Origin of the sequence: Nostocoides sp. F2B08, assembly GCF_009184895.1 — a bacterium.
Classification (GTDB): domain Bacteria; phylum Actinomycetota; class Actinomycetes; order Actinomycetales; family Dermatophilaceae; genus F2B08.
This window is the reverse complement of the sequence record NZ_WESE01000004.1, coordinates 354,881-378,931: the sequence shown is the minus strand read 5'-3', so window position 1 is coordinate 378,931 and position 24,051 is coordinate 354,881. Positions and strand designations below refer to the sequence as shown.

The window sequence follows — 24,051 nt, the reverse complement described above, 5'->3', positions numbered from 1 at the left end:
GTATGCGCTGGCTCTGGATCGTCATCCTCGCCGTCACGGCGGCGGTGGTCGTCGAGGCCGTGGTCACCTCGGACTGGATCGCGGCGATCGGCTACGGAGCGCTCGGTCTGGCGCTGGCGTGGTGGCTCAGCCCGCTGCAGGGCGGGCGCACGGCCCGGCACGAGGACGTCGTCGCGCGCCCGGCCGAGGAGCGGCAGGTCGTCGTCTACTGGCGTCCGGGGTGTGTGTTCTGCGCACGGCTGCGCGGCCGGCTCGGCCGGTCGGGACGGAAGGCCACGTGGGTGAACATCTGGCAGGACGAGGCGGCCGCCGCATACGTGCGCAGTGTCAACGACGGCAACGAAACCGTCCCCACCGTTGTGATCGACAGTGAGCCGATGACCAACCCCGACCCGACCCTCGTCCTGGAGCGGCTGACCCGCTGACCGGTGTGGGTCCACGGCGGCACACGAACCGGTCGCTACCGTCGGCTCATGGCAGCCACCCGCACCCGCGCCCAACGTGCCGCGCGGCGTCGAAGTCGTCGGCTCGCTCGGGTCGAGAACGACCTGACCGACGCGCAGTGGGCGGCCCTGGTCGCGGCCTGGGGCGGATGCGCGTACTGCGGCGCGACCGACCGGCCGCTGCAGCGCGACTGTGTCCTCCCGATCTCGCGCGGTGGTCGCTACACGGTCGCCAACGTCGTGCCCGCGTGCGGGTCGTGCAACATGAGCAAGTGCAACGCCGAGGTCACGGGGTGGCTGCGACGCAAGCGGCTCGACGAGGGACTGTTCCTCTCCACCCTGGCTCGCATCCAGGCCGAGCTCACGAGCGAGTGACCATGCGCCTCGGGTGAGCCTGCGCCTCAGAAGAACTGGTCGATGAGGATCTGGTTGCCGTCCGGATCGGTCAGGGTGATGTGCCCCGGGCCGCTCGTCTCCGGATCGACGCGCTGGGTGAGCTCGACGCCCTCCCGGTCGAGATGCTCCTGGATCCGACGGACGTCGGTGAACTCGTCGAGCTGCTCCATCGTGGGCGCCAGGCCCGGGCTGAAGGTCAGGATGTTGGCGTCGAACATGCCGTGGAACAGGCCGATGGTCGTCTCGGCGTTCTTGAGGATGAGGAAGTTCTCCTCCGTCCCCCCGCCGGTGACGACGAAGCCCAGTCGCTCGTAGAACTCGCGCGACGCCGTGAGGTCGGCGACGGCCAGGGACACCGAGAACGCGCCGAGGTCGAGGGTGCCGGGCAGCGCACCCTTGTCGTCTTGAGCGGGATCGGTGGGTGTGTGGTCGCTCATCGGGACTCCTTCGTCGATCGGTCCACGGTCCCCTCTGCGGGCCCTCGCGTCAATGCCCCGCCCTCCAGCGGCCATGTCCTCACGTGCCCTCACTGGTGCACCAGTCGCAGCGCGACGTGGGCGGTCTCCCCGGCGTCGAGGCCCTCGGAGGTGCGGACGGCCTTCTTGAGGGGGAGCACGTAGGCCTGCGCCTCCGTACTCGGGAACAGCGAGGTGAACCAGGTCGTCGCCCCGCAGGTGACCTCGACCCGCACCGACCCGAAGCCGCCCGAGCGACCCTCGGTGACCTCGGCGATCTCGTCGCTGACGTCGTGCGGGACCGTGAGGAAGAACCAGTTGCCGCCCTGCCACTGCCACACCGTGGCGGCGACCTCCCACCTGTGGGGTACAGCGCTGTCCATGACAGGACGGTAGCCGGGCCGGCCGACAGGGCAACGGGCTGCGCCCCTCCGCCGCCGATCCCCACCGGCGTCCAACGATCGGGTCATGCGGACTCAGCTGCGTGAATCCCCTCACCGAGCGCTCCGACCCGTAGCCCGGCAGGCGTAGCCTCGAGATGAGGAGTGATGAGATGAACAGCGAGCAGCTGGAACGGATGAGGAGGGGGGCCGGCTTCGTCGCGGCCCTCGACCAGAGCGGCGGCAGCACCCCCAAGGCGCTGCGGCTCTACGGGGTTCCCGAGGACTCGTGGGCCTCCGAGGCGGAGATGTTCGACCTCGTGCACGAGATGCGCACGCGGATCATGACGTCTCCGGTCTTCACGAGTGAGCGGATCCTCGCGGCGATCCTCTTCGAGATGACGATGGACCGCGAGGTCGAGGGGCGTCCGACCGCCGACTACCTCTGGGACGTCAAGGGCATCGTGCCGATCCTCAAGGTGGACAAGGGACTCCAGGACGAGGAGCACGGCGCCCGGCTGATGAAGCCGATGCCCGACCTCGACGCCCTACTCGCCCGCGCGGTGGACAAGCACATCTTCGGCACGAAGATGCGCTCGGTGATCCTGCTGCCGGGGGCGGGAGTCGCCGCGGTGGCGGCCCAGCAGTTCGAGGTGGCCCGGCGGATCATCGCCTCCGGCCTCGTGCCGATCATCGAGCCGGAGATCGACATCCACAGCCCGCAGAAGCGCGAGGCCGAGGTCGAGCTCAAGGAGGCCTTGCACGCGGGCCTGGACACCCTGGGTCCGGACGACCTCGTGATGTTCAAGCTCACCCCTCCCGAGGAGGACGACTTCTACGCGGACCTCGTCGCGCACCCGAACGTCGTGCGGGTGGTGTTCCTCTCCGGCGGCTACAGCCGCGAGGAGGCCAACGCCCGGCTGGCGCGCAACCACGGTGTCGTGGCGAGCTTCTCGCGGGCACTGACCGAGGGGCTGAGCGCACAGCAGTCGGACGAGGAGTTCGACGCCATGCTCGACGCGTCGATCAGGAGCATCGCCGAGGCCTCGGCGACCTGAGGCCTGGATTGCCCGTCTGCGCCAGGTTGTGTCATGGAGACACGCCGATGGCCGGCCCGGTGTATCAGCGTGTCTCCACGACACAACCGGCTCTCGCAGAACGACAACGAGAACGAGAGCGACACCCCACGAGCCGCCGGGACTGCCGGACCCTACCGGACCGGCTCAGCCGCCCTTGCGGAAGCGCCGCTCGACCCAGTTCTCCTCGCGCGCCACGAGGGTCCCGGCCCCGAGCTGGCCGTGCAGCACGATCGTCGGGCAGCCGGGGGCCGCGACGTTCGGAACGCGCAGCTTGACCGTGCCGATGCCCTTGCCGAGGCGATCGGCGTTGACTGCCCACCCCGGGGGCAGCACGAGCACGACGTTGCCCAGCCCGATGCCCACCTCGACGTCGATGACCGGGGCCGCGGCCTCGGCGTGGCGACAGTCGAGCTTGACGTTCGAGAGCCCGGCGTGGGCGCGGATGTACGGCGGCAGCGTCCACCGCCCGCGGCGCTTCTCGTCCGACATCGCCGCCGAGAGTGACAGCCGGTCGTCGGGGCTGTACCCCGCGGGCACTGGAAGCGACGGCGTCTGGACGACGGGACCGGTCGGCGGGTGCGCGGCCTGGCCGGTCGGCCAGACGGTCGGGCTTCGGTTCGGCTCGGGCGGAATCCCCGCGAAGGCCTGGTTCAGCTCGCCGACGAGCCGGGCCCGGTTCACGCGCGCCACCCGCTCGTCGAGGTCGTGCGGATCGAGCCGGCCGTCCTCGGCGGCACGCCGCAGCCTCGAGATCGCGGCTCGGCGGTCGGCGTCCTCGAGCGGGCGGGCCGGGTCGTCCAGACTCATACCCGCGAGGATACGTGGGCGGTGGCTGGCCCTTGGAGATGGTGGAGTTGCCCCTCCGCTCGGGTGTGGCGTTCGAAGGCCAGGACCTTCAGGCGCTCACAGGTGACCGATGGGGGCGCCCGGTGCTCAGGTAGTCGACGATGGCGTCGGCGGCCAGCGCGCCGCCGTCGACCCCCGCATACCGTCTCGAGACCTCACTCGCGGCGACTGCGAAGGCAGGATCGGAGGCCAGCCGGGCGATCGCCTCGGTGAGCTCCGTCGAGCCCGCCGCCTCCGGAGACATCCGCACCGCCGCCCCGAGTCGCTCCGCGACGGCGATGTTCAGCTCCTGCTCGCCGTGGTACGGAAGCCCGACGAACGGCGTGCCCGATGCCATCGCCGTCTGGGTGCTGCCCTGGCCCCCCATGATCACCGCCGCCGCCACCCGCGGCATCACCTCGTGACTGGGCAGGGTGCCGGTCACGAGCGTGCGGTCGTCGGCGAGGTCGTCCACGAGCCCCTCCCCGCCCGCGACGAGGACACGGTGGCCCGTGCGCTGAGCGCTCGCCACGACGCGCCGCAGGAGGGCTTCGCTCACCGACGTCAGCGCGACATAGACAACGGGTGCGTCGGTCTGCAGGAAGGCCTCGACGTCCTGTGGGACGGGCAGGTCGAGCCGCGCGTAGAGCGGTCCCGTGTAGCGGAACGTCGTGCCCCTGCGAACCCGCAGCGGCCACCGGGGTCGCCATGACTCGAGGTCGTCGGCCGCGAGTCCCAGGACATCGGGGAGTTCGGTGACGAGCGTGAGGTCGCCGCAGAGCAGCCCGAGCATGCTCGGCAGGGGCTCGACTCCGCGCTCCCGCGCGTGTCGGTTGAGCTGGTCCACCGGCCCGTGGATGAAGCCCGGCGCGCGGTTGGCCATCCAGCGCTGGACCCGGTGCGGGAGCTTCGCGAGGCTCGGGTCCGGCGGGTTCACGGCGACCGGGCAGAGCATGTGCGCCAGCACCGGAGGAACGAAGGACCCGCCGTGGTCGGTCGCCAACGGCACCCCGGCCAGCCGGGTGGACAGGTAGGCCGACAAGGTGAAGCCCGTGACGACGAGATCCGCACCGACCCGCCGGATCAGGTCGACCTCGGCGTCCACGGCCGCGCGGAGCTCGTCGTCGCGATAGAAGTCGCGACTGGAGCGGGGGCCCATGGAGAGGATCGCGGCGAGGAAGTCCGCCTCGGTCTGCGGCGTGACCGCCGGCTCGAGGGGAGCGACGCTCAGGCCCGCGGACTCGATGAGGTGACCGTATCTGCCGCCGCGACTCCCGAACGCCACCTCGACACCGCGAGCGCGCAACGCCGCCGCGATCTCCAGAGCCCGCGAGACCTCGGAGAGGAAGGAACAGTTCGGCAGGAACAGGATCATCGCGACACCTCCTCAGGATTTAGGTAAGATATTACCTATGACGTCATCGGTCAACCCCTCTCTCGGCTCGGAGCCCGCAGTGCAGCTCTTCCGCCTCGTCCTGACCCTCGCGACCCACCTGCGCACCCGAATGGACCAGCGGCTCGCCGCGGTCGACCTGACCACGCAGCAAGCGGGCGTCCTGACGTTCGTCGCGCACAGCGCCGACCCGCCGACGCTGGGCGACGCCGCCCGCTCTCTCGGCACGTCACACCAGAACGTGCGACAGATCGTCGCGGTGCTGGAGCGCAAGGGGATGCTCGAGGTCGTCGCCGACGCCGCGGACGGTCGCGTCCGACGGCTGACTGCGACGCCGCGGGTCGGCGAGGTCTTCGAGACCCGTGATCTCGGCGACCACGCGATCGTGGCCGAGTGGATGGCGGCGCTGACCGAGGACGAACAGCGCCAGACCGTCGGGTTGCTCAACCGGCTGCTCCGTGATCTGGTCTCCGCGGGAGGCTGAGGCCCGACCTGCAACGCAGAACGCGCCGACCCTCGGGGTCGGCGCGTTCGGAGCGAGTGCGCAAGGGGGGATTTGAACCCCCACGCCCATAAGGACACTGCCACCTGAAGACAGCGCGTCTGCCGTTCCGCCACTTGCGCGTGGTGCCTCCGGAACGATGCAGGGGTGTCCCGGAAGCGTCCCTAGTGTGCCTCACGCCGGCCGGGAGCACCAAACGCCGGATGTTCTCTGCGTCACCCTGCCACCGCCGGATTCCGGTCGGCGCACGGAGCCAGCGCGCAGTGGGCGAGGATTGAGGGCATGTCCCGCGCCCGCCATCCCCGACGGGCCCTGTGGGCTGCGGCGATCTCCGCGCTGGCCCTGCTCCTCTCGTATGCGCCGCTCGCCTCCGCCGAGCCCTCGCCGGAGGACTTCGCACCGGTCACGTCGACCCCGGCCGACGAGACCACGGTGCCGGACATCGAACCGGTGACCGAGCGCATACCCACCGTTGCGGAGCCGGACGGCACCCCCGTCGAGCTGGACACCGACCTCTACCTCCCGCACAACTCCGACGGACCGCACCCCGCGCTCATCCTGGCCCACGGGTTCGGCGGCTCCAAGGAGAGCCTGCGCACCCAGGCCCAGGAGTATGCCGGGTCCGGGTACGTCGTGCTGGCCTACACCGCGCGGGGATTCGGGGACTCCGGCGGCCGGATCCACCTCATGGACCCGGGCCTCGAGGTCGCCGACGTATCCACCCTCGTCGACCACCTCGCCGAGCGCGACGACGTCGTCCTCGACACGGCGGGCGACCCGCGGGTGGGGATCGCAGGCGGGTCCTACGGTGGGGCCGCCGCCCTCATGGGCAGCGCGCTCGACGAGCGGATCGACGCCACCGTCGCCCTCATCACGTGGAACGACCTCGCCCAGTCACTGTTCACCCAGAGCGCGACCGCCGCCGCAGCCGGACCCACCCCCGCCGCGCTCGAGCCGACCGACATCCCGGGGGTCTTCAAGCAGCTCTGGGGTTCGCGGTTCTTCGGCACCGCGCTCGCAGGGGGACCGGTCGAGGGCGGCGACCCGCTGTGCGGGCGGTTCGAGGCCGAGCTCTGCGAAGGGCTCACCCAGGCCGCAGAGACCGGCGAGCCGACACCGGAGCTGCTCGAGCGGCTGCGCGCCAACTCTCCCGCCGAGGTGATCGGCGATCGCATGCCGCCGACGCTGCTCATCCAGGGCATGAACGACTCGCTCTTCGGGCTCGACCAGTCCGACGCCAACGCCCGCCTCATCGCCGAGACCGGCGCGCCACTCGCGATCCGGTGGACGGACGGCGGCCACGACGGCGTGTCGACGACGGCCGCCGACGACGAGGATGCGAGCCGAGCCTGGATGGACACCTACCTCGACCCCGAGCTCCCGGTCGAGGAGGCGGCGACCCGGCCACTGCCCGTCGACGCGTTCACCTACGCCCTCCCGCTCGCCCGGCGTCAGGCGACGGCCCCGCTCGAGCGGCTCGACGCATACCCCGGTCTGCGCGGAGCCGACCCGAGCGAGAGGGTCACCCTCGACTTCCGCCGCACCAACCCCGAGCTGCGGCTGGTCACCCCGCCCGGCGGACAACCGGCGTCGATGACGTCGCTGCCCGGACTCGGTGGGCTCTCCGGCCTCGGGAGCCTGCCGACGTATCCTCTCGCGGCGCTCCCCGGGAGTTCCGGCGCGTTCGACACGGTCGTGACCGAGGAGCGGCTGGTGGCCGTCGGGTCACCGCGCCTGCGGCTGAGCGTCACCTCGTCCGGTGAGGAGCAGGTGCTCTTCGCCTCGCTCTGGCAGGTCCAGGGCAGCACGGCAAGCCAGCCCCGGACGCTCGTCTCGCCCGTGCGGCTGACCGGCGCTCCCGGAGAGGAGCAGGAGGTCACCGTCGTGCTGCCGCCCGCGACCTACGTCATGGAGGAGGGCAGCCGCTGGCGGGTCCTGCTCACGACGACGGACAACGCGTTCGCCGGCCCGAGGGACGTCCGGGTCGACCTCGTCGACCTCGCGGCGGCGAGTCTGGAGCTCCCGGTCGCCGAGGGTGAGCCGGTCGTGGCCGCCGGCGCGGACGGTCCCGACACCGAGTCGCTGCTCGTGGGGGGAGTGCTGCTGGCCCTGCTGCTCGCCGTCGCCGCGGCGGCCGGCTACCGGCGGTACCAGAGCTCGCGGGCGCCGTGGCGTGAGGACCTGGCCGACGTGCCGCTCGTCGTCGACCACCTCGTCAAGACCTATGGTGACGGACACCGCGCCGTCGACGACGTCAGCTGGCGCGCCGAGCGTGGCCAGGTCGTCGGCCTGCTCGGCCCCAACGGTGCCGGCAAGACGACGACCATGCGGATGATGCTCGGGCTCATCTCTCCCGACTCCGGCGCGGTCTACGTGCTCGGTCACCGGATCACGCCCGGCGCGGCCGTTCTCGGCCAGGTCGGCGCGCTCGTCGAGGGCCCCGGATTCCTGCCGCACCTGACGGGCCGGCAGAACCTCGAGGCGTACTGGCGGGCCACGGGTCGCCCGAGCGAGGAGGCCGGCTTCGCCGAGGTGCTCGACGTCGCGGCCCTCGGCGGCGCACTCGACCGGCCGGTGCGCACGTACTCGCACGGCATGAAGCAGCGGCTCGGCATCGCCCAGGCGATGCTCGGCAAGCCCGACGTGCTGTTCCTCGACGAGCCGACCAACGGCCTCGACCCGCCGCAGATCGCCGCCATGCGCCCGATCCTGCAGGCGTATGCCGCGACCGGCCGCACGGTGGTCGTCTCCTCGCACCTGCTCAGCGAGGTCGAGATGACGTGCAGCCACGTCGTCGTCATGCACGCGGGGCGCGTCATCACGGCTGGGCGGGTCGACGACCTCGTCGCGAGCGAGGACACGACGGTCATCGACGTGCCCGAGGCGCCGTCGAAGGAGGCGCTGGAGGCGCTGCGCCGTACTCCTGGTGTCCGTGAGGTGGAGGTCATCGACGAGGGTGACGTGGCCAAGGTGACGATCGTCGCCCACCGGCCGCGTGCCGAGGTCGTCCGGGCCGCCCTGGACGCCGACCTCGACGTCCTCGCCGTCGGCAGCCGTCGCCACCTCGAGGAGGTCTTCCTCGGCGTCATCGCCGGTGCCCAGGGGGCCGACGCGTCCGCCCCGGGAGCGGGGCAGTCCATGATCGAGCGACTGAGGCAGGTGCGCGCGCGATGAGCGACCTCACCGAGACGTCCGGCGACCGGGTGCCCGCCGAGGGTGCACCCGCGGCCTCTGCTCGCGAGCCGAGCGGGCAGCAGGAGCATCGGCACGGTGCCCTGTCGTATGCGGCCGAGTGGGCGCGGCAGCTGACCCGCCGCCGCACCCAGTGGATCTTCGGCATCCTCGTCGTCCTGCCGGTGATCTTCATCGCCGCCTTCGCGCTCGACGATGGACCATCGCGCGGGGAGCAGGGCACCCGGTTCGTCGACATCGCGACCTCCGGCGGCCCGAACTTCTCGGTCTTCGTGCTGCTCGTCTCGGGAGAGCTGCTGCTCTACATCGTCGCGGCCCTGCTCGTCGGCGACCCCGTTCCCGCTGAGGCGTCGTGGTCCTCGCTGCGCTACCTGCTGACCGCGCCGGTCAGGCGCGCCCGCCTCCTCACGAGCAAGCTCCTCGTCGGGCTCTCCGCGCTCGCCGTCGCGACCATCCTCCTGCCGCTGTGGTCTCTGCTGTTGGGCGGCTTCGTCTACGGGATGTCGGACTACCAGATCCCGGGCGGCGGTGAGCTGGACTCGGCGACGTTCTGGTCCAGGATCGCGATCGCGATCGGCTACGTCTTCGTCGCGACCCTGCCGATCGCCGGCATCGCGTTCCTGGTCGGAGTGCGCACCGACACCCCACTCGCGGCCGTCGGTGCGGCGCTGATGGTCTACATCGTCGCCGGGATCCTCGACTCGATCGACGCCCTCGGCGACTGGCGGAAGGCGCTGCCCGGACACTACGGGCGCGAGTGGCTCGAGCTGCTCACGACGACCGACCCCGACTGGACCGGCATGCAACGCGGGCTGCTCTGGTCGCTGCTCTACTTCACGATCTTCGTCGTGCTCGGCTACAGGGTCTTCCGCCGCAAGGACATCCTCAGCTGAGTCTTCGCCACCACCGTCCATCAGCGGGATCTGACCCGGCCGGACCCGGTTGAGGTGCCGGACCGCTCGCCGTTTCGGTCCAATTGACAGGAAGTGGCGGACGGGGTGGATTGGGCGGACGGATGGACCGTTCGCCGTTTCGGTCCTATTGACAGGAAGTGGCGGGGGCCGGGCGGGGTGGACTCTCCGGACGACCCGCGTCGCGGGTCGAGCACTTTCGAACTCATCCACCGAACGGCTGGGCCGCTGTCGGATCGCCGCTGGACGCGTCTACCGTGGAGGGGTGGATGACCTGAACGACCTGGCCGAGCGCTTCTCGCGTTCGATCACCGTGCTCGACGGCGGCCTCGCGACCGAGCTCGAGGCCCAGGGCTACGACCTGTCCGGGGCCTTGTGGTCGGCTCGACTGCTCGCCGATGAACCAGAGGCGATCACCGCCGCGCACAAGGCGTTCTTCGAGGCTGGTGCCCACGTTGCGATCACCGCGTCGTACCAAGCCTCGTTCGAGGGCTTCGAGCGCGCCGGCCTGAGTCGCGAGAAGGCCGCCACTCTGATCCGGCGCTCGGTGAGCCTCGCCATGGCTGCGCGCGACGAGGTCCGACCCGAGGACGGACTGGTCGCCGCATCCGTCGGGCCCTACGGCGCGGCGCTGGCCGACGGGTCCGAGTACCGCGGCGACTACGGCCTCACCGCTGCCGAGCTGCGGCAGTTCCACCGTCCCCGCCTCGAGGTGCTCGCGACAACCGGGTCCGACCTCTTCGCGATCGAGACGATCCCCTGCCTGGCCGAGGTCGAGGCGCTCTGCGCGGAGATCTCCGGCACGGGCCATGCGGCCTGGCTGAGTCTGTCGACGAAGGGCGGCCGGACCTGCGCGGACGAGTCGCTCGAGGAGGCCTTCGCCATGGCCGCCGAGGTCGACGAGATCATCGCGGTCGGCGTCAACTGCTGCTCGCCCGAGGACGTGCTCCCCGGCCTCGAGGTCGCCCGGCGCGTGACCGACAAGCCGCTCGTCGCATACCCGAACTCGGGGCGGACCTGGGACCCGCGGAGCCGGACCTGGGTCGGCGAGCCGACCTTCACCCTGCCGATGATGGGCATGTGGCGGCGCGCGGGAGCGAAGGCGATCGGCGGCTGCTGCGGGGTGAGTCCCGCCGACATCGCGACGCTCTCGGCGTGCCTGCAGAAGTCGGCACCTCGCTGGGTGCGCTCGCGTCCGGTGCGGGCTCGGGCCGAGGTCGGTCCCTTCGGCTGAGGCTCAGCCCTCGCCCAGCGCGGCGAGCATGCGCTGCATGCGGCCGATCTCGATGCTCTGGTCCGAGTCGACGTGCCGCGCGATGGAGTCGACCTCGGACTCCTGACCGCCACCCGAGCCGTACAGGTCGTAGACCATGGCGATCGCACCCTCGTGATGTTTGATCATCAGCTCGAGGAAGAGCCGGTCGAACTCGCCGCCCTCCGCGGCCTCGAGCCGAGCCAGCTCCTCGTCGGTGAGCATGCCCTGCATGCCGTCCATGTCCGCGTGCCCGTGATCGCCGGCCGCGGGATCTCGCACGGTCTCGTTGCGGGCGGCGAGCCAGTTCTCGAGCTGCTCGATCTCGCCTTCCTGGGTCGCCGCCATACGCCCCGACAGCAGCCGAATGTCGCGGGACGTGGTCCGCTCGTCGACCATCGCCGTCATGGTCATCGCCTGGTCGTGGTGGTAGAGCATGTTGCGCACGAAGGTCACGTCGGCCTCGACGTGTCCTGGCGCCTCGATGGCGGCGATGTCGTCGGGGCCGAGGGTCGTGTTCGACTCTCCCGGTGCGCCGAGCTGGACCACGGGTGCCGTCGACACCGCGCGCTGTGTCGAGTCGTCAGACCCGGACGAGCATCCGACCAGGGCGAACGCCGCGATCACGCCGGCGGCCATGCACAGACTGAGTCCCTGCACGAGTACCTCCACGGGCCTGCCACCGGAAAGCGCCAGTTGCACGCTTGGGCAGGTTCGAAAACTGATGAGGACCTAACCCTACCTTTCGTATTCCGTCCGTTGTAGATTTCCGGCACCGCCACCTCATCGGCTGGCGAAACGTGCCCCCTGCGGGTCGACGGCCGGCGGTACACATCATCAGGCACCACCCTCCGGGGGCGCTCCACCCTGCGCCCCCGGAGGACACAAACGACAGGAGCTGGCATGACCAGATCGTCACGCCTGCGCGCTGGTATGCGCGGGCTGGCCGCCGTCGGGGCGGTCACACTCGGACTGACTCTCGTGGGAGCGACCGCTACCGCGGCCGACGAGGCGGACCCCCGGATCGGACTCGGAGGCGGTCTCCTCGACGCCCAGAGCGCGAGCAGCAACATGGAGCTGCTCGCCAACCTGCCCAAGCCAGAGGGGTTCTTCAACCCCTCGAACCTGGGCAGCCTGTCCTTCGCCAACTCCGACCCGGCGTTCAAGGACAACCTCGCGTTCGTGGGCAACTTCAACGGCTTCACGATCTACGACATCTCCGACCCGGCGGCGCCCGTCCTGGAGAAGGCGTTCGTGTGCCCCGGTGGTCAGGGGGACCTGTCCATCTACGGTGACCTGCTCTTCATGTCCGTCGAGGAGTCGCGCGGTCGGATCGACTGCGGCACCCAGGGTGCCTCCGGCTCGGTCAACCCCGAGCGCTTCCGCGGTGTCCGCATCTTCGACATCAGCGACCTGGACGACATCCGCCAGCTCCCCGGCGTGCAGACCTGCGCCGGCTCGCACACCCACAGCCTGCTCGTGCCTCCCGGTGACGACCCCGAGTCGATCTTCATCTACAACTCCGGCACGGCCGGGATCCGCTCGGCGGCCGAGCTGCCCGGCTGCAACGGCAACAGCAGCCTGACCGACCCGACGACGACGAACTTCGCGATCCAGGTCATCGAGGTCCCCCTCGACGCGCCGGAGACCGCGAGCGTCGTCAACAACGCCCGGATCTTCTCGGTCTGCGGCGACAACAGCTGTGAGGGCGACTTCGCCAGCGGCGCGCTCAACGGGCTGCCCGGCTCGGGCCGCCAGCCGGCCTACGACGAGGAGTCCGGCCGCGCCCCCGGTGCCCAGTCCCGGTCCCAGGCCAGCCGCTGCCACGACATCACCCTCTACCCGGAGATCGGTCTCGCCGCCGGCGCCTGCCAGGGCTGGGGCCTGCTCATCGACATCTCCGACCCGGCCAACCCCAAGCGGATCGACGCCGTCGAGGACTACAACTTCGCGTACTGGCACTCGGCCACGTTCAACAACGACGGCACCAAGGTGATCTTCACCGACGAGTGGGGCGGCGGCACCGGTGCTCGCTGCCGGCCAACGGACCCGGTCAACTGGGGCGCCAACGCCCTCTTCGACATCGTCGACACGCCTGACGGCAAGAAGATGGAGTTCGCGAGCTACTACAAGCTTCCCGTCCCGCAGACCAACCAGGAGAACTGTGTCGCCCACAACGGCTCTCTCATCCCGGTCCCGGGTCGCGACGTCATGGTCCAGGCGTGGTACCAGGGTGGCACGTCGGTCTTCGACTTCACCGACACGGAGAACCCCACTGAGATCGCGTTCTTCGACCGAGGACCGCAGAACCCCGCCGCGCTGCAGACCAGTGGCCACTGGTCCACCTACTGGTTCAACGGCAACATGTACGGCTCGGAGATCGGTCGCGGCTTCGACACCTTCGCGCTGACCGCCAGTGACCAGATGAGCGCGAACGAGATCGCCGCCGCCCAGGAGATCCAGTTCGACGAGATCAACGTCCAGGGTCAGGCCCGGTACGACCACGCGCCGAGCTTCAATGTCGTCCGGTCCCACGTGGACCAGGCCGAGCGCGCCGGCACCCTGACCGGCGACGCGCTGGAGGAGGTGCGTGAGCACCTCGCCACGGCGGAGAAGCTGCTGGACAAGGGCAAGGCCAACAAGCGCGCGGTCCAGGCCCAGTTCGACAACGCCATCCGCAAGGCCGGCGACAACGCCGCCGTGGTCGACTCCGCTCAGGCTCTTTGGGAGAGCGTGCGCTGACAGACCGCGGCCTGAAAGAGCGCTGAACGAGCGCTGAGACGGACAGCACCCGGCGATCTGCGATCGCCGGGTGCTGTCCTCCGTCGCAACGGATCCACTTCTGCAGCAGTCTCAAGACGACGGAAATCGAAGCGACGCTGATCCACCGTCGGCAGATTCGTCCCGCTACAGTCGGTCCTACCGCCACCGAGAGGGTCAGGGCCCACACCCCCTGCGTGGGCCCTGCTCGGCGGTTCGCCCTCATCAGGCAAACCCCTGGGGGCGCTCCCACCCAGCGCCCCCAGGGGACTCTCATCAAAGGAGCTGAGATGACCTCATCACGTGGCTCGCGCATGGGTATGCGCGGGCTGGCCGCCGTCGGAGCGGCCACCCTCGGGCTGACCCTCGTCGGCACGACCGCCACGGCTGCGGACGACCCTCGCGTCGGGCTCGCGCCGGGGTACCTCGACCCTGGCATCGCGGCCAGCAACATGGAGCTGCTCTCGACCACGCCTCGGGCGGGCGCCTTCGACTCGCCCGTCGACGGCTTCAGCGGGATCGGCTTCGCCAACACCGACGTGGCGTTCACCGGTGACCACGCCATCGTCGGGAGCTACAACGGATTCCAGGTCTACGACATCTCGGACCCGGCCGAGCCCACGCTCCGGTCCTCGTTCGTCTGCCCGGGCGGCCAGGGCGACCCGTCGGTGTTCGGCAACCTGCTCTTCATCTCCGTCGAGGAGACCCGCGGTCGAGTCGACTGCGGCACCCAGGGCGCCCCGGGCGCGGTCAACCCCGAGCGATTCCGCGGCGTCCGCATCTTCGACATCAGCGACCTCGACAACCCGGTGCAGCTGCCCGGCGTCCAGACCTGCCGCGGCTCGCACACGCATACCGTCGTCGAGGACCCGGACGACCCGGACAACATCTACATCTACAACTCCGGGACCTCGTCCATCCGGTCGGCAGCCGAGCTGGCCGGTTGCAGCACCGGCGGCCCGACGACCGAGAACCCGACGCAGTGGCGGATCGACGTCATCAAGGTGCCGCTGGCCGCGCCGCAGACTGCCTCGATCGTCAGCCAGCCGCGGATCTTCACGGACCCGGAGACGGGGGCCGTGAACGGTCTTCAGAACGGCCCGACGCAGCCGCTTCACCCGTCAGGCACTCCCTACAGCCCGCTGCCGAACACGAACACCTGCCATGACATCACCGCATACCCGGAGATCGGCCTGGCCGCCGGCGCCTGCCAGGGCAACGGCATCCTCCTCGACATCTCCGACCCCGCTAACCCGGTCCGGACCGACGCGGTCGCGGACCCGAACTTCTCGTACTGGCACTCGGCGACGTTCAACAACGACGGCACCAAGGTGATCTTCACCGACGAGTGGGGCGGCGGCACCAGCCCGCGGTGCCGCGCAACCGACAAGCCGGAGTGGGGCGCCAACGCCCTGTTCGACATCGTCGACGGCAAGCTCGAGTTCGCCAGCTACTACAAGCTGCCGGCACCGCAGACCACCCAGGAGAACTGCGTCGCGCACAACGGCTCGCTCGTGCCGGTTCCGGGCCGAGACATCATGGTCCAGGCGTGGTACCAGGGAGGCACGTCGGTCATCGACTTCACCGACACCGCCAACCCGACCGAGATCGCGTTCTTCGACCGCGGCCCGATCGCGACGCCGACCAGCCCGAACAACCTCAACCTCGGCGGTCTGTGGTCGACGTACTGGTACAACGGCGCCATCTTCGGCACCGAGATCGCCCGCGGCTTCGACACCTTCGCGCTCACCGAGAGCGACCAGCTGTCGGCAAACGAGATCGCGGCGGCTCAGGAGTGGCAGGTCGACGAGTTCAACGCGCAGGCGCAGCCGCGTGTCGAGCTGGCAGCGAGCTTCGCCGTCGTCAAGGCCTACCGCGACCAGGCGGTGCGCGCCGGCGAACTTGCGGGCAAGGCGCTGCGCGAGGTCGACAAGCACATCGCCCAAGCCGAGAAGCTCGACGCGGGAAACGCTTCTCAGCGAGCCGTCAAGGCTCAGCTCGACAACGCCGCGAAGAAGTCCGGACTCCCGGGTTCGGATCTGGTGAACGCGCTCAACGATCTGGCCAACGGCTGATCACCCCCTCGCTGACACGACGACAGCGCTGACACCGGCGACGCCCGGCGATCCGATGTGATCGCCGGGCGTCGACCTATCCCGCAGTGGGGTGGGTGGTCAGATCGGCTCGATCGGCGCATACGTGGGCTGCCACATCCGCCCGTAGACCTCGTCGATCGGGTTCGTGAGCGGGCGGCGGGCGACGCCGTCCTTCTCGGCCTGGGCCGCGACCGCGAGCGCGACCGTGGCGGAGACACGGCGCAGGTCGTTCATCCCCGGCAGCAGTGACGCACCGGGCCGCCAGGCGTTGACGAGTCCGGCCAGTGCGTTCGCGGCCGCGGCGATCATCGCCTCGGTCACCCGCGACGCCTGGCACGCAGCCACACCAAGACCTAGCCCCGGGAAGATCAGAGCGTTGTTCGACTGGGCGATGTGGTAGCGGACGCCCTTGTGGTCGACGTGGTCGAACGGGCTTCCGGTCGCGACGAGTGCCTTGCCGTCGGTCCACGTGATGACGTTCGCCGGGGTCGCCTCGGCGCGACTCGTCGGGTTCGAGAGCGGGAAGATGATCGGCCGTTCGCAGTGCTCGGCCATCTCCCGGACGATCTCCTCGGTGAAGGCTCCACCCCGGGTCGACGTGCCGAGCAGAATGGTCGGGCGCACGTTGCGGATGACGTCCTGCAGCGTGACCCGGTCGGGGTCGGCAACGTCCCAGTCCGCGACGTCTTCCCGGGACCTGGCCCACGGCACCTGGAAGTCGAGCAGCTCGGGCTGGTCCTCGAGATAGAGCCCGTTGATCCCGATCGGCCAGAACCTGTCGTACACCTGCTCGGTGCGGTCGGCCCGACCGCTGCGCAGCATCGTGTCGCGGACCAGGCCGGCGATGCCAAGACCCGCTGTGCCGGCACCGTAGATGACGATTCGGTGGTCGCAGAGGTCCATCCCGGTGATGTCGACGGCCGCGAGCAGCGCAGCGAGCACGACGGCGGCTGTGCCCTGGATGTCGTCGTTGAAGGTGCAGTACTCGTCGCGGTAGCGCGTCAGGAGCCGGTGCGCATTGGCGGCGCCGAAGTCCTCCCAGTGCAGCATCGCGGTCGGGAACAGGCGATCGACGGTCGTGACGAAGTGCTCGAGGAACTCGTCGTAGCGCTCCCCGCGAACCCGGGCATGGCGCTCGCCGAGATAGAGGTCGGAGCTGAGCAGCCCGAGGTTGTCGGTGCCGACGTCGAGGACGACGGGGATGACCCGGCGCGGATGGATGCCGGCGGCGGCCGTGTAGACACTGAGCTTGCCGATGGCGATCTGGATTCCGCCGATGCCCTGGTCGCCGATGCCGAGGATGCCTTCGGAGTCGGTGACGACGATGAGGTCGACCTCGTCCGGGCCGAGGCCGTAATTGAGCAGCGACTCCTCGACCATCTCGGGGTGGTCGATGGAGAGGAACACCCCGCGCGGGCGGTTGTACTCGTGGCTGAACCGCTCGATCGCCTCACCGATGGTGGGCGTGTAGATGATGGGCAGCATCTCCTCGAGGTGGTCGGTGAGCACCCGGTAGAACAGCACCTCGTTGCGGTCGCGGAGCTGGGCGAGATGGAGGTACTTGGCGAGTGGCGTCGAGGCGCGCCGGAACTGCTCGTAGGTTCGCTTGGTCTGGTTCTCCAGCGTCGTCACGCCGGTCGGGGTCAGCCCGACGAGGCCGAGAGCGCGACGCTGCTCGAGCGTGAACGCGGTGCCGCGGTTGGTCATCGGGTTGGACAGAACCGCACGGCCGCGGGCCCGGACCCGCATCGGTGCTCCGGCGCGGGTGCTCTCCTGCTCGAAGTCCCGCTTGCTCGGGTCGCCCGCGACGTGTGAGTGCATGGGGGTCAGTCTTCCAAAGGTGTGAGCGCCGACACACGTCGTGGCCTGTCGAACATCGGCCGAGCCTCCGATCAGAGCGAGAGCCCGGCGGCGATGATTCGGCCCGCCGCGAGAGTTGCTCCCGCCATGACGACGACGAAGCTGAGGATCCACAGCATCCGGGGAACGCCGGTGAGCTGGGCCAGGACCGCGGGGTCGCTGGTGCGGTCCCGCCCGCCGGCCGCCAGCACCGCCCCGAGGTGGCGCCAGGCGCCGACGACGAGGACGATGCCCGCGCCCACGAGCAGATGCGCCTGGACCACGTCGTCGCCCCACCACCACAACGCCCCCACCCCCACGAGAGCGACCGCCATCACGACGAGGGTCAGCACAGACCGTATGCGCGCGAGAGCCACGAGCAGCATCACGAGGACCGCGGTGAGCAGCGGTGCGGCCCACCCGGTCTCGGCGAGCGCGATCATCGCGGCTCCCGCGAGCGCGGGGACCGGGTAGCCGGCCCACGTCGTCGCCACCCGCCCGGCTCCGCGAGCCGGACCGACGGTCACCGCGTGCCCGGACATGTCACCGCGGACGACGAACCCGGTGAACCGCCGTCCGACGAGGATGCCGACGAAGGCGTGCCCGAGCTCGTGGACGAGGGTGATCGCGATACGGAGCAGGCGCCACAGCGGGTCGACGACGACCGCGACGGCAGCGAGCGCGACGGTGAGGAGCAGCGGCCGCCCCTCGAGGGGCACGGCGGAGGCGACCGGCGTGATGCGGTCGGCGAGCTCGGTCGTCCATTCCATGGCGGAGGCAGGCTAACCCGTCCGCCTGTGGGCCAACAGCGAGGCGAGGTGGTCGAGCGCCTCGAACCCCGCTGTATGCGTCGGTCCCGTCGCGCACGACCGGCACCTCGGGTCGGCCGAGCGCCACCCACTCGCGCTGCCAGGCGCCCATCCGCCGCCACCCGTCGGTGGTGAGGGGGCCGCCGCCGATGGCCACCGCATACCCGGACTCGGAGTGGAACTCGGCGGGTGACTCGCCGTGGATCATCGGCACCGTGAGCAGGCGGCTGAGTGACATGCGACCTCATGTGGTGGGTCTTCTCATTATTCGACAACTATGTGTGGAAGATCGAAGGAGGTGAGAGGAACGCCGGGGCCGGTGTCGATCGGGCCTGACGGTCGGTCGGGGCGACCACGGCATACGGTGGAGTCATGCTCGTCGCGTTCTCCGTCGCCCCGTCCGCCGCCGCCGATGACACCGGCTCCGTCTCCGCCGCCGTCGCCCGCGCCATCGCGGTCGTCCGCCGTTCGGGTCTGCCGCACCGCACCGACGCGATGTTCACGACGATCGAGGGCGACTGGGACGAGTGCATGGCCGTCGTCCGGGAGTGCTGCGAGGTGCTCGCCGCATCGTCACCCCGGGTCTCGCTCGTCCTCAAGGCCGACATCCGGCCGGGCTACACCGGCGAGCTCGACGGCAAGGTCGAGCGCCTCGAGGCCGCGATCGCCGAGGTGGGCGACGAGCCCGACTGACGCGGCGGCGCGACCTCTCATCCGTCGCGCGACCGTTGCTCCGCCTTGCGAGCCTGGTTCCGTGGCGCGACCGCAATGTCCGGCGATCGACGGAGGTCACGGTGATTCGCGGAGGAACGGCCGCGCGGAGGACGTTCCGACTCAGCTTCGTGGCAGCCGCAGCTCGAGCGTGAAGACGTCCGACTCGCTCTCGAGCCGCACGGCGCCCCCCACCTCGGCCACCTTCGTGATGATGCCGCCGAGCCCGAGCCCACCGCTCATCGACGGGTCGACGAGATCACGAGGGCCGTTGGCGTTGCGCACCCGGATGACGAACGGGTCGGGGCGCCAGTCGATCTCGACCTCGACGAGCTCGACGCCGTACTTCAAGGCGTTCGTGACCGCCTCTCGCACACAGCGGGCGGCGCACGCGTCCACCGGCCGGGACAGCGTGGCCGGGTCGCCGATGCTGCGGACGTCGGCGGTCACGCCGGTCAGGCCATCGGTCTGCAGGTCGCGCAGCACGGTTTCGAAGTCGTCGTCATCCCTGACGCCCAGCCCCGGCCGGTCCGCTGCGCGCAGCACCCCGAGCACGTCGCGGATCTCCCGCATCGCCTGCCGCGCCGAGAGGTCGGTCAGCTCGATCGTCCGGGCCATCGGCGCCGGCAGCGCGTCGACGTCGCGCTTCATCCCGTCGAGCCCGACGAGCACGGCGGCGACGGAGTTGGCGACCCGGTCGTGCAGCTCGTGGGCGAGAACCAGCCGCTCCCGCTGCATCTGCATCGCCAGCTCCGCCTCCCGCGCGCGGCTGCGCAGGGCATAGACCTCACGCGCCCTGCGCTGGCTCTTGCCCATCGCGACCATGGCGAGCGACGCGCCCCAGTAGATCGCCATGGCGCCGACCACCTGGGCGGGACCGTTGCCCTCGAAGCCGGAGACGTTGACGACCGTGATGACGGTCCACGGGATCGCGAGGAGAGCCAGGCCCCACAGCGTGTCCCGACGGGGGCGGTGACGCGCCAAGGCATAGAGCGCCACGAGGTTGCCGGCGAACGGCTGGTAGGTCGGGATGAGCCCGGCGATGAAGGTCGCCTGGACGATGCCGATGAGGAAGACCGTCCACGGCCGGTCGCGCCGCCACAGCAGTGCGACGAAGAGAGGCAACGCCAGCAGGGCGACGCCCCACGGCGGAATCACCGGCCCGAGGCGGGTCTGACCGTTCAGCCCGGAGAGGGTCAGCTCGGCGACATAGGCGAGGACCGCCACGGAGACGGCGATCGCGAGTCGGCCACTCGGACGGTCGAGGAGTATGCGCGGCGCACCTCGCTCGCCCCGGCTCGCCCAGAACGACGGCACGGGTCAGCAGCCGGGGGCGGTGGGCCAGACGCGGCACCACCATGCCTTCTCGACCGGCGGCGGGGCCTCGACGCCGCCCGGCGCGCGGTGGGTGCAGGCGCTCGCCCGGGCCACTGCGTCGAGCCATTCGGCGAGCGACTCGTCCGCCTCGAGATCCGGCGCGGGAGGGGTGCGCTGCACCGGGTGCAGACAGGCCCGGTCGAGCGCGATCGCCGTCGCGGAGACACCGTCGGCCGACTCGAGCGTCACGCCGTGGATCGCGTCGCCGGTGCCGTCGGCGGTGATGGCGCACAGGACCGCGAGGCCCGTCCGCTCCGGCAGTCGCATGTGTGGGACGACCAGTCGCGCGGCGATGAGCGACCCGCAGCCGAGCCACGCGCCGAGGGGGGAGTCGTCGTCGTGGGCGGCGTAGATGTCGACGCGGGTCGCGGGGGCCGTCTGCATGCGACCAAGACTCCCGTCAATTCAGTTCGCGCGCAACGACCCACCGACCACCGGACGGGATGCGTCGCGGGAGGAGGCGAGCAGCGCATACTGCTCCGGTCGCAGGGTCAGCCCCGCGCCCCCGGGAGCCGGCGGAGGACCGGACCGAGGAGGTCGTCGACCTCCGGCACGCGCAGCGCGCGGGCCAGGGCGAGGGTGACGACGCCGAACACCCCGCACAGCACCGCGGTGACGACGCCGCGACCGAGCCAGCCCATCTCCTCGGTGCCGGGGAGGACGAACGTCAGTGCCCAGACGAGGAGGGTGCCGACCAGGGAGGCGAGGGCGAGCCGGACGTTCTGGCGGACCACCCCGGACAGGTGCAGCGGTCCGAGCCGGCGGCGCAGCAGCCAGAAGCCGCCGATCGAGGAGCCGATGTTCGCGAGCACCTGGCCGAGCGCGACGATGACCGCGATCTGCAGCGGCGCGAAGAGGAGGGCGAACAGCGCCACGGCCGACGAGATCACCGAGACGACGATCTGGAGGTAGAACGGGGTCTTGGCGTCCTCGTAGGCGTAGAAGAAGCGGGTCTGGATGAACTGCCAGCTCATGGGCAGCGACCCCAGCAGGAGGGCGATCGTGATGCGCGAGATCGCCTCTGCGTCCTCGGGGCTGGTGCCGACGAGCATGGTGCGGACGACGAAGGGGACGAGGACGACCGCGCCGATGCTGATCGGGATGAGGAACACCGCCGGCATCCGCAGGCCCCGACGCAGGTCGGCCTTGACGGCCTCGGTGTCGTGGTCCTGGACGGCGTGCGAGACGCGGGTGAAGATCGCCGTCGCGAGGCTGACGGTGATCAGTGAATGGGGCAGCATGAACAGCAGGAACGCCGTGTCGTATGCGGTGCGCCCCGCCCCGCTCAGGCCCACCTCGGTCGCGCGCCGGGTGGCTTCGGTCAGTACCTGCGAGACGACCGCGAACCGCCCCTGCGAGAGGACGATGGCGGCGAAGGTCCAGAACGCGACGACGGAGGCCGAGCCGAGTCCGACGCCCCGGAAGCCGAACGTCGGCCGGTAGGTGAAGCCCATCCGCCGCAGCGGGATGAGCAGCACGAGCGACTGAACCAGGATCGAGGCGGTCGCGCTGCCCGCGAGCAGCCAGATCATCGGCTGGTCCCAGAGCGGGACGTCGGCCTCGAGCGGGTAGCCGAGCCACATGAACGCGAGGAGCCCGCCGATGGCGACGACGTTGGCCAGCGCGGGCGCCCACATGTAGGCGCCGAAGCGGCCGTTGGCGTTGAGGACCTGCCCCAGGATCGTGTACATGCCGTAGAAGAAGATCTGCGGCATCGCGATGAACGCGAAAGCGTTGGCGAGGGCGAACGCCTCCGGCGGCCAGGTCGGGGAGGCGAAGATCCGCACGAGATACGGCGCGGCTGCGGTCATCGCGAGCGTCGAGACCGCGAGCAGGAGGAAGCACAGCGTCAGCAGCCGGTTGATGAAGTCCGTCCCGCCGTCGGCGGCCTTGCTCGCCTTGACGATCTGCGGGACGAGGATCGCGTTGAGGACACCGCCGGCGAGCAGGATGTAGATCTGGTTCGGCAGGGTGTTGGCGACCTGGAACGCGTCGCCGGCGAGCGCGGTGCCGATGACGCCGAGCAGCAGCACCATCCGGACCAGGCCGAGGACGCGCGAGACCATCGTCCCGCTCGCCATGATCGCTGCGGCCCGACCGAGGCTGCCGCCGGGGCGCCTCGCTGCCGGCTCGCTGCTGTCACTCACGCGGGAGAGTCTGGCACGACGGTCGGCCCGAGCCGCGCCGCTGCCGCCCGCGGGCGCGGTGCCACATCGGTCCTATTGGACCGAAACGGCGAGCGGTCGGGCGTGCCACATCGGTCCTATTGGACCGAAACGGCGAGCGGTCGGGCGAGGCACATCGGTCCTATTGGACCGGAACGGCGAGCGGTCAGGCGTGCCACTTCGGTCCTATTGGACCGAAACGGCGAGCGGTCAGGCGAGGTCGGCGTATGCGACGGTCGGGTCTGCGAGCCGGTCCGGGTCGACCGGGGTGCCGGCCGCGATGATCGGCTTGACCTCGTCGACGACGTCCCAGACGTTGACGTTCATCGCGGCCAGGATGCGGTTGTCGGCGTCGAGCCAGAAGGCAACGAACTCGCGGGTTTCCTTGTCGCCGCGGATGACGACCTTGTCATACGAGCCCTTCGGGGCGTGGCCGATGTACTCCATGCCCAGGTCGTACTGGTCGCTGAAGAAGTAGGGGAGCTCAGCGTACTCGCAGTCGTCCTCGCCCATGAGGGCCTTGGCGACCGACTCGGGCTGGTTGAGCGCGGTCGCCCAGTGCTCGACCCGGATCCGGCGGCCGAGAACCGGGTGGTCGTGGTGCGCGATGTCGCCGACGGCGAAGATGTCCGGGTTGCTCGTGCGGAGCGAGGCGTCGACGAGCACGCCGTCGTCGACGGCCAGGCCGCACGCCTCCGCGAGCGAGGTGTCGGGGGTGACGCCGATGCCGACGACCACGGCGTCGGCCGGGATCGTCTCACCGCCCTCGAGTCGGACGCCGGTGGCGCGACCGTCGTCTGTCGTGACCGCCTCGACGGAGGCGTTCAGTCGCAGGTCGACGCCGTTCTCGGTGTGCAGGTCGGCGAACACCTGCGCCATCTCGGGGCCGAGGACGCCGAGCAGGGGAAGCTCGGACGCCTCGATGATCGTGACCTCGGTGTTCGCGCGCCGGGCCGAGGCCGCGACCTCGAGGCCGATCCAGCCGCCGCCGATGATGACGAGGCGTTTTCCCTCGCCGAAGGTGGCCTTGATCGCGTCGGAGTCCTCGCGGGTGCGCAGCGTGAGGACGCCCTGCGCGTCGGCGCCGTCGAGCGGGAGAGCGCGTGGGGTCGAGCCGGTCGCGAGCACGAGGGTGCCGTAGCCCAGGGTGGTGCCGTCGTCGAGGCTCACCTCGTGCGCGTCGGCGTCGACCGCCGTGGCGCGGGTGCCGGTGCGCAGGTCGATCCGCTGCTCGTCGTACCACTCGGCGGGGTGCACGAGCGCACCCTCGAAACCGTCGTCGTCGGCCAAGTAGCCCTTCGACATCGGCGGCCGCTCATAGGGCAGGTGCGGCTCACCCGCCAGCAGGGTGATCGTGCCCGGGTAGCCGTGGCTGCGTAGCGCCTCCGCGGTCTTGGCGCCGGCGAGGCCCCCTCCGATGATGACGATGTCCCGTGGTGTGCTCATGTCGCGGTCCTCTCGGTCGT

The 24,051-nt window shown here is 70.5% G+C and carries 21 protein-coding genes and 1 tRNA gene; 10 read left to right on the top strand and 12 right to left on the bottom strand.

What is annotated here, in order from left to right; translation table 11 throughout:
- Window positions 1-2: 2 nt before the first annotated feature.
- Window positions 3-425 carry a glutaredoxin domain-containing protein gene (locus GA707_RS11600; protein WP_152178582.1) on the top strand — a complete coding sequence of 141 codons (423 nt, stop codon included), beginning with the start codon at window positions 3-5 and terminating at the stop codon, window positions 423-425.
- Between the two features lie 48 nt (window positions 426-473).
- Window positions 474-818: an HNH endonuclease gene (locus GA707_RS11595; RefSeq protein WP_152178581.1), complete on the top strand. Its 345-nt coding sequence runs from the start codon at window positions 474-476 to the stop codon at window positions 816-818.
- A gap of 26 nt (window positions 819-844) precedes the next feature.
- On the opposite strand, the gene GA707_RS11590 is transcribed toward GA707_RS11595, so the two are convergent.
- Entirely contained in the window at window positions 845-1,276 is a 432-nt protein-coding gene (locus GA707_RS11590) for a VOC family protein (RefSeq protein WP_152178580.1), read from the bottom strand.
- A gap of 89 nt (window positions 1,277-1,365) precedes the next feature.
- Window positions 1,366-1,677 (bottom strand): DUF1905 domain-containing protein, encoded by a 312-nt coding sequence (locus tag GA707_RS11585; RefSeq protein ID WP_152178579.1) that lies wholly within the window; start codon window positions 1,675-1,677, stop codon window positions 1,366-1,368.
- A gap of 170 nt (window positions 1,678-1,847) precedes the next feature.
- Here GA707_RS11585 and GA707_RS11580 point away from each other — a divergent pair, with 170 nt between their 5' ends.
- Window positions 1,848-2,732 carry a fructose bisphosphate aldolase gene (locus tag GA707_RS11580; protein ID WP_152178578.1) on the top strand — a complete coding sequence of 295 codons (885 nt, stop codon included), beginning with the start codon at window positions 1,848-1,850 and terminating at the stop codon, window positions 2,730-2,732.
- Window positions 2,733-2,897: 165 nt separating this feature from the next.
- On the opposite strand, the gene GA707_RS11575 is transcribed toward GA707_RS11580, so the two are convergent.
- The gene (locus GA707_RS11575) at window positions 2,898-3,560 is read right to left on the bottom strand and encodes a DUF1707 domain-containing protein (protein WP_152178577.1); all 663 of its coding nucleotides are present in this window, start codon (window positions 3,558-3,560) and stop codon (window positions 2,898-2,900) included.
- An 88-nt stretch (window positions 3,561-3,648) separates the two neighbouring features.
- Complete coding sequence (locus tag GA707_RS11570; RefSeq protein ID WP_152178576.1) at window positions 3,649-4,953, bottom strand: glycosyltransferase; 1,305 nt, start codon at window positions 4,951-4,953, stop codon at window positions 3,649-3,651.
- Window positions 4,954-4,990: 37 nt separating this feature from the next.
- Between GA707_RS11570 and GA707_RS11565 the strand changes: the two genes are divergently transcribed.
- Window positions 4,991-5,455 carry a MarR family winged helix-turn-helix transcriptional regulator gene (locus GA707_RS11565; RefSeq protein ID WP_152178575.1) on the top strand — a complete coding sequence of 155 codons (465 nt, stop codon included), beginning with the start codon at window positions 4,991-4,993 and terminating at the stop codon, window positions 5,453-5,455.
- 57 nt (window positions 5,456-5,512) lie between these two features.
- Here GA707_RS11565 and GA707_RS11560 read toward each other — a convergent pair.
- A tRNA-Leu gene (locus GA707_RS11560) sits at window positions 5,513-5,595 on the bottom strand.
- Window positions 5,596-5,755: 160 nt separating this feature from the next.
- Between GA707_RS11560 and GA707_RS11555 the strand changes: the two genes are divergently transcribed.
- From GA707_RS11555 to mmuM, 3 genes are all read left to right on the top strand, one after another.
- A complete protein-coding gene (locus GA707_RS11555; protein WP_152178574.1) occupies window positions 5,756-8,647 on the top strand; it encodes an alpha/beta fold hydrolase in 2,892 nt (963 codons plus the stop codon).
- On the top strand, window positions 8,644-9,558 hold the full coding sequence (locus tag GA707_RS11550) for an ABC transporter permease (RefSeq protein WP_152178573.1): 915 nt from the start codon (window positions 8,644-8,646) through the stop codon (window positions 9,556-9,558). The genes GA707_RS11555 and GA707_RS11550 overlap by 4 nt, the downstream gene beginning before the upstream one ends.
- A 283-nt stretch (window positions 9,559-9,841) precedes the next feature.
- Entirely contained in the window at window positions 9,842-10,810 is a 969-nt protein-coding gene (mmuM, locus tag GA707_RS11545; RefSeq protein WP_226963736.1) for a homocysteine S-methyltransferase, read from the top strand.
- Window positions 10,811-10,813: 3 nt separating this feature from the next.
- Here the strand turns inward: mmuM and GA707_RS11540 are convergent, their stop codons facing one another.
- On the bottom strand, window positions 10,814-11,488 hold the full coding sequence (locus GA707_RS11540; protein WP_152178572.1) for a DUF305 domain-containing protein: 675 nt from the start codon (window positions 11,486-11,488) through the stop codon (window positions 10,814-10,816).
- A 243-nt stretch (window positions 11,489-11,731) separates the two neighbouring features.
- On the opposite strand from GA707_RS11540, the gene GA707_RS11535 reads away from it, so the two are divergent.
- Both GA707_RS11535 and GA707_RS11530 read left to right on the top strand, forming a co-directional pair.
- On the top strand, window positions 11,732-13,570 hold the full coding sequence (locus GA707_RS11535; protein WP_152178571.1) for a hypothetical protein: 1,839 nt from the start codon (window positions 11,732-11,734) through the stop codon (window positions 13,568-13,570).
- A 308-nt stretch (window positions 13,571-13,878) separates the two neighbouring features.
- Window positions 13,879-15,663 carry an LVIVD repeat-containing protein gene (locus GA707_RS11530; protein WP_226963735.1) on the top strand — a complete coding sequence of 595 codons (1,785 nt, stop codon included), beginning with the start codon at window positions 13,879-13,881 and terminating at the stop codon, window positions 15,661-15,663.
- A 99-nt stretch (window positions 15,664-15,762) separates the two neighbouring features.
- On the opposite strand, the gene GA707_RS11525 is transcribed toward GA707_RS11530, so the two are convergent.
- Together GA707_RS11525 and GA707_RS11520 are read right to left on the bottom strand one after the other, a co-directional pair.
- The gene (locus GA707_RS11525; protein WP_152178570.1) at window positions 15,763-17,505 is read right to left on the bottom strand and encodes an NAD-dependent malic enzyme; all 1,743 of its coding nucleotides are present in this window, start codon (window positions 17,503-17,505) and stop codon (window positions 15,763-15,765) included.
- A 71-nt stretch (window positions 17,506-17,576) separates the two neighbouring features.
- On the bottom strand, window positions 17,577-18,293 hold the full coding sequence (locus GA707_RS11520; RefSeq protein WP_152178569.1) for a M50 family metallopeptidase: 717 nt from the start codon (window positions 18,291-18,293) through the stop codon (window positions 17,577-17,579).
- Between the two features lie 411 nt (window positions 18,294-18,704).
- Between GA707_RS11520 and GA707_RS11515 the strand changes: the two genes are divergently transcribed.
- Entirely contained in the window at window positions 18,705-19,025 is a 321-nt protein-coding gene (locus tag GA707_RS11515) for a thiamine-binding protein (protein WP_152178568.1), read from the top strand.
- A gap of 141 nt (window positions 19,026-19,166) precedes the next feature.
- Here the strand turns inward: GA707_RS11515 and GA707_RS11510 are convergent, their stop codons facing one another.
- From GA707_RS11510 to GA707_RS11495, 4 genes are all read right to left on the bottom strand, one after another.
- Window positions 19,167-20,360 (bottom strand): sensor histidine kinase, encoded by a 1,194-nt coding sequence (locus tag GA707_RS11510; RefSeq protein ID WP_152178567.1) that lies wholly within the window; start codon window positions 20,358-20,360, stop codon window positions 19,167-19,169.
- Window positions 20,361-20,363: 3 nt separating this feature from the next.
- The gene (locus GA707_RS11505; protein WP_152178566.1) at window positions 20,364-20,804 is read right to left on the bottom strand and encodes a hypothetical protein; all 441 of its coding nucleotides are present in this window, start codon (window positions 20,802-20,804) and stop codon (window positions 20,364-20,366) included.
- A 107-nt stretch (window positions 20,805-20,911) separates the two neighbouring features.
- Entirely contained in the window at window positions 20,912-22,567 is a 1,656-nt protein-coding gene (murJ, locus tag GA707_RS11500) for a murein biosynthesis integral membrane protein MurJ (protein WP_152178565.1), read from the bottom strand.
- A gap of 228 nt (window positions 22,568-22,795) precedes the next feature.
- Window positions 22,796-24,031: an NAD(P)/FAD-dependent oxidoreductase gene (locus GA707_RS11495; RefSeq protein ID WP_152178564.1), complete on the bottom strand. Its 1,236-nt coding sequence runs from the start codon at window positions 24,029-24,031 to the stop codon at window positions 22,796-22,798.
- Between the last annotated feature and the right edge of the window lie 20 nt (window positions 24,032-24,051).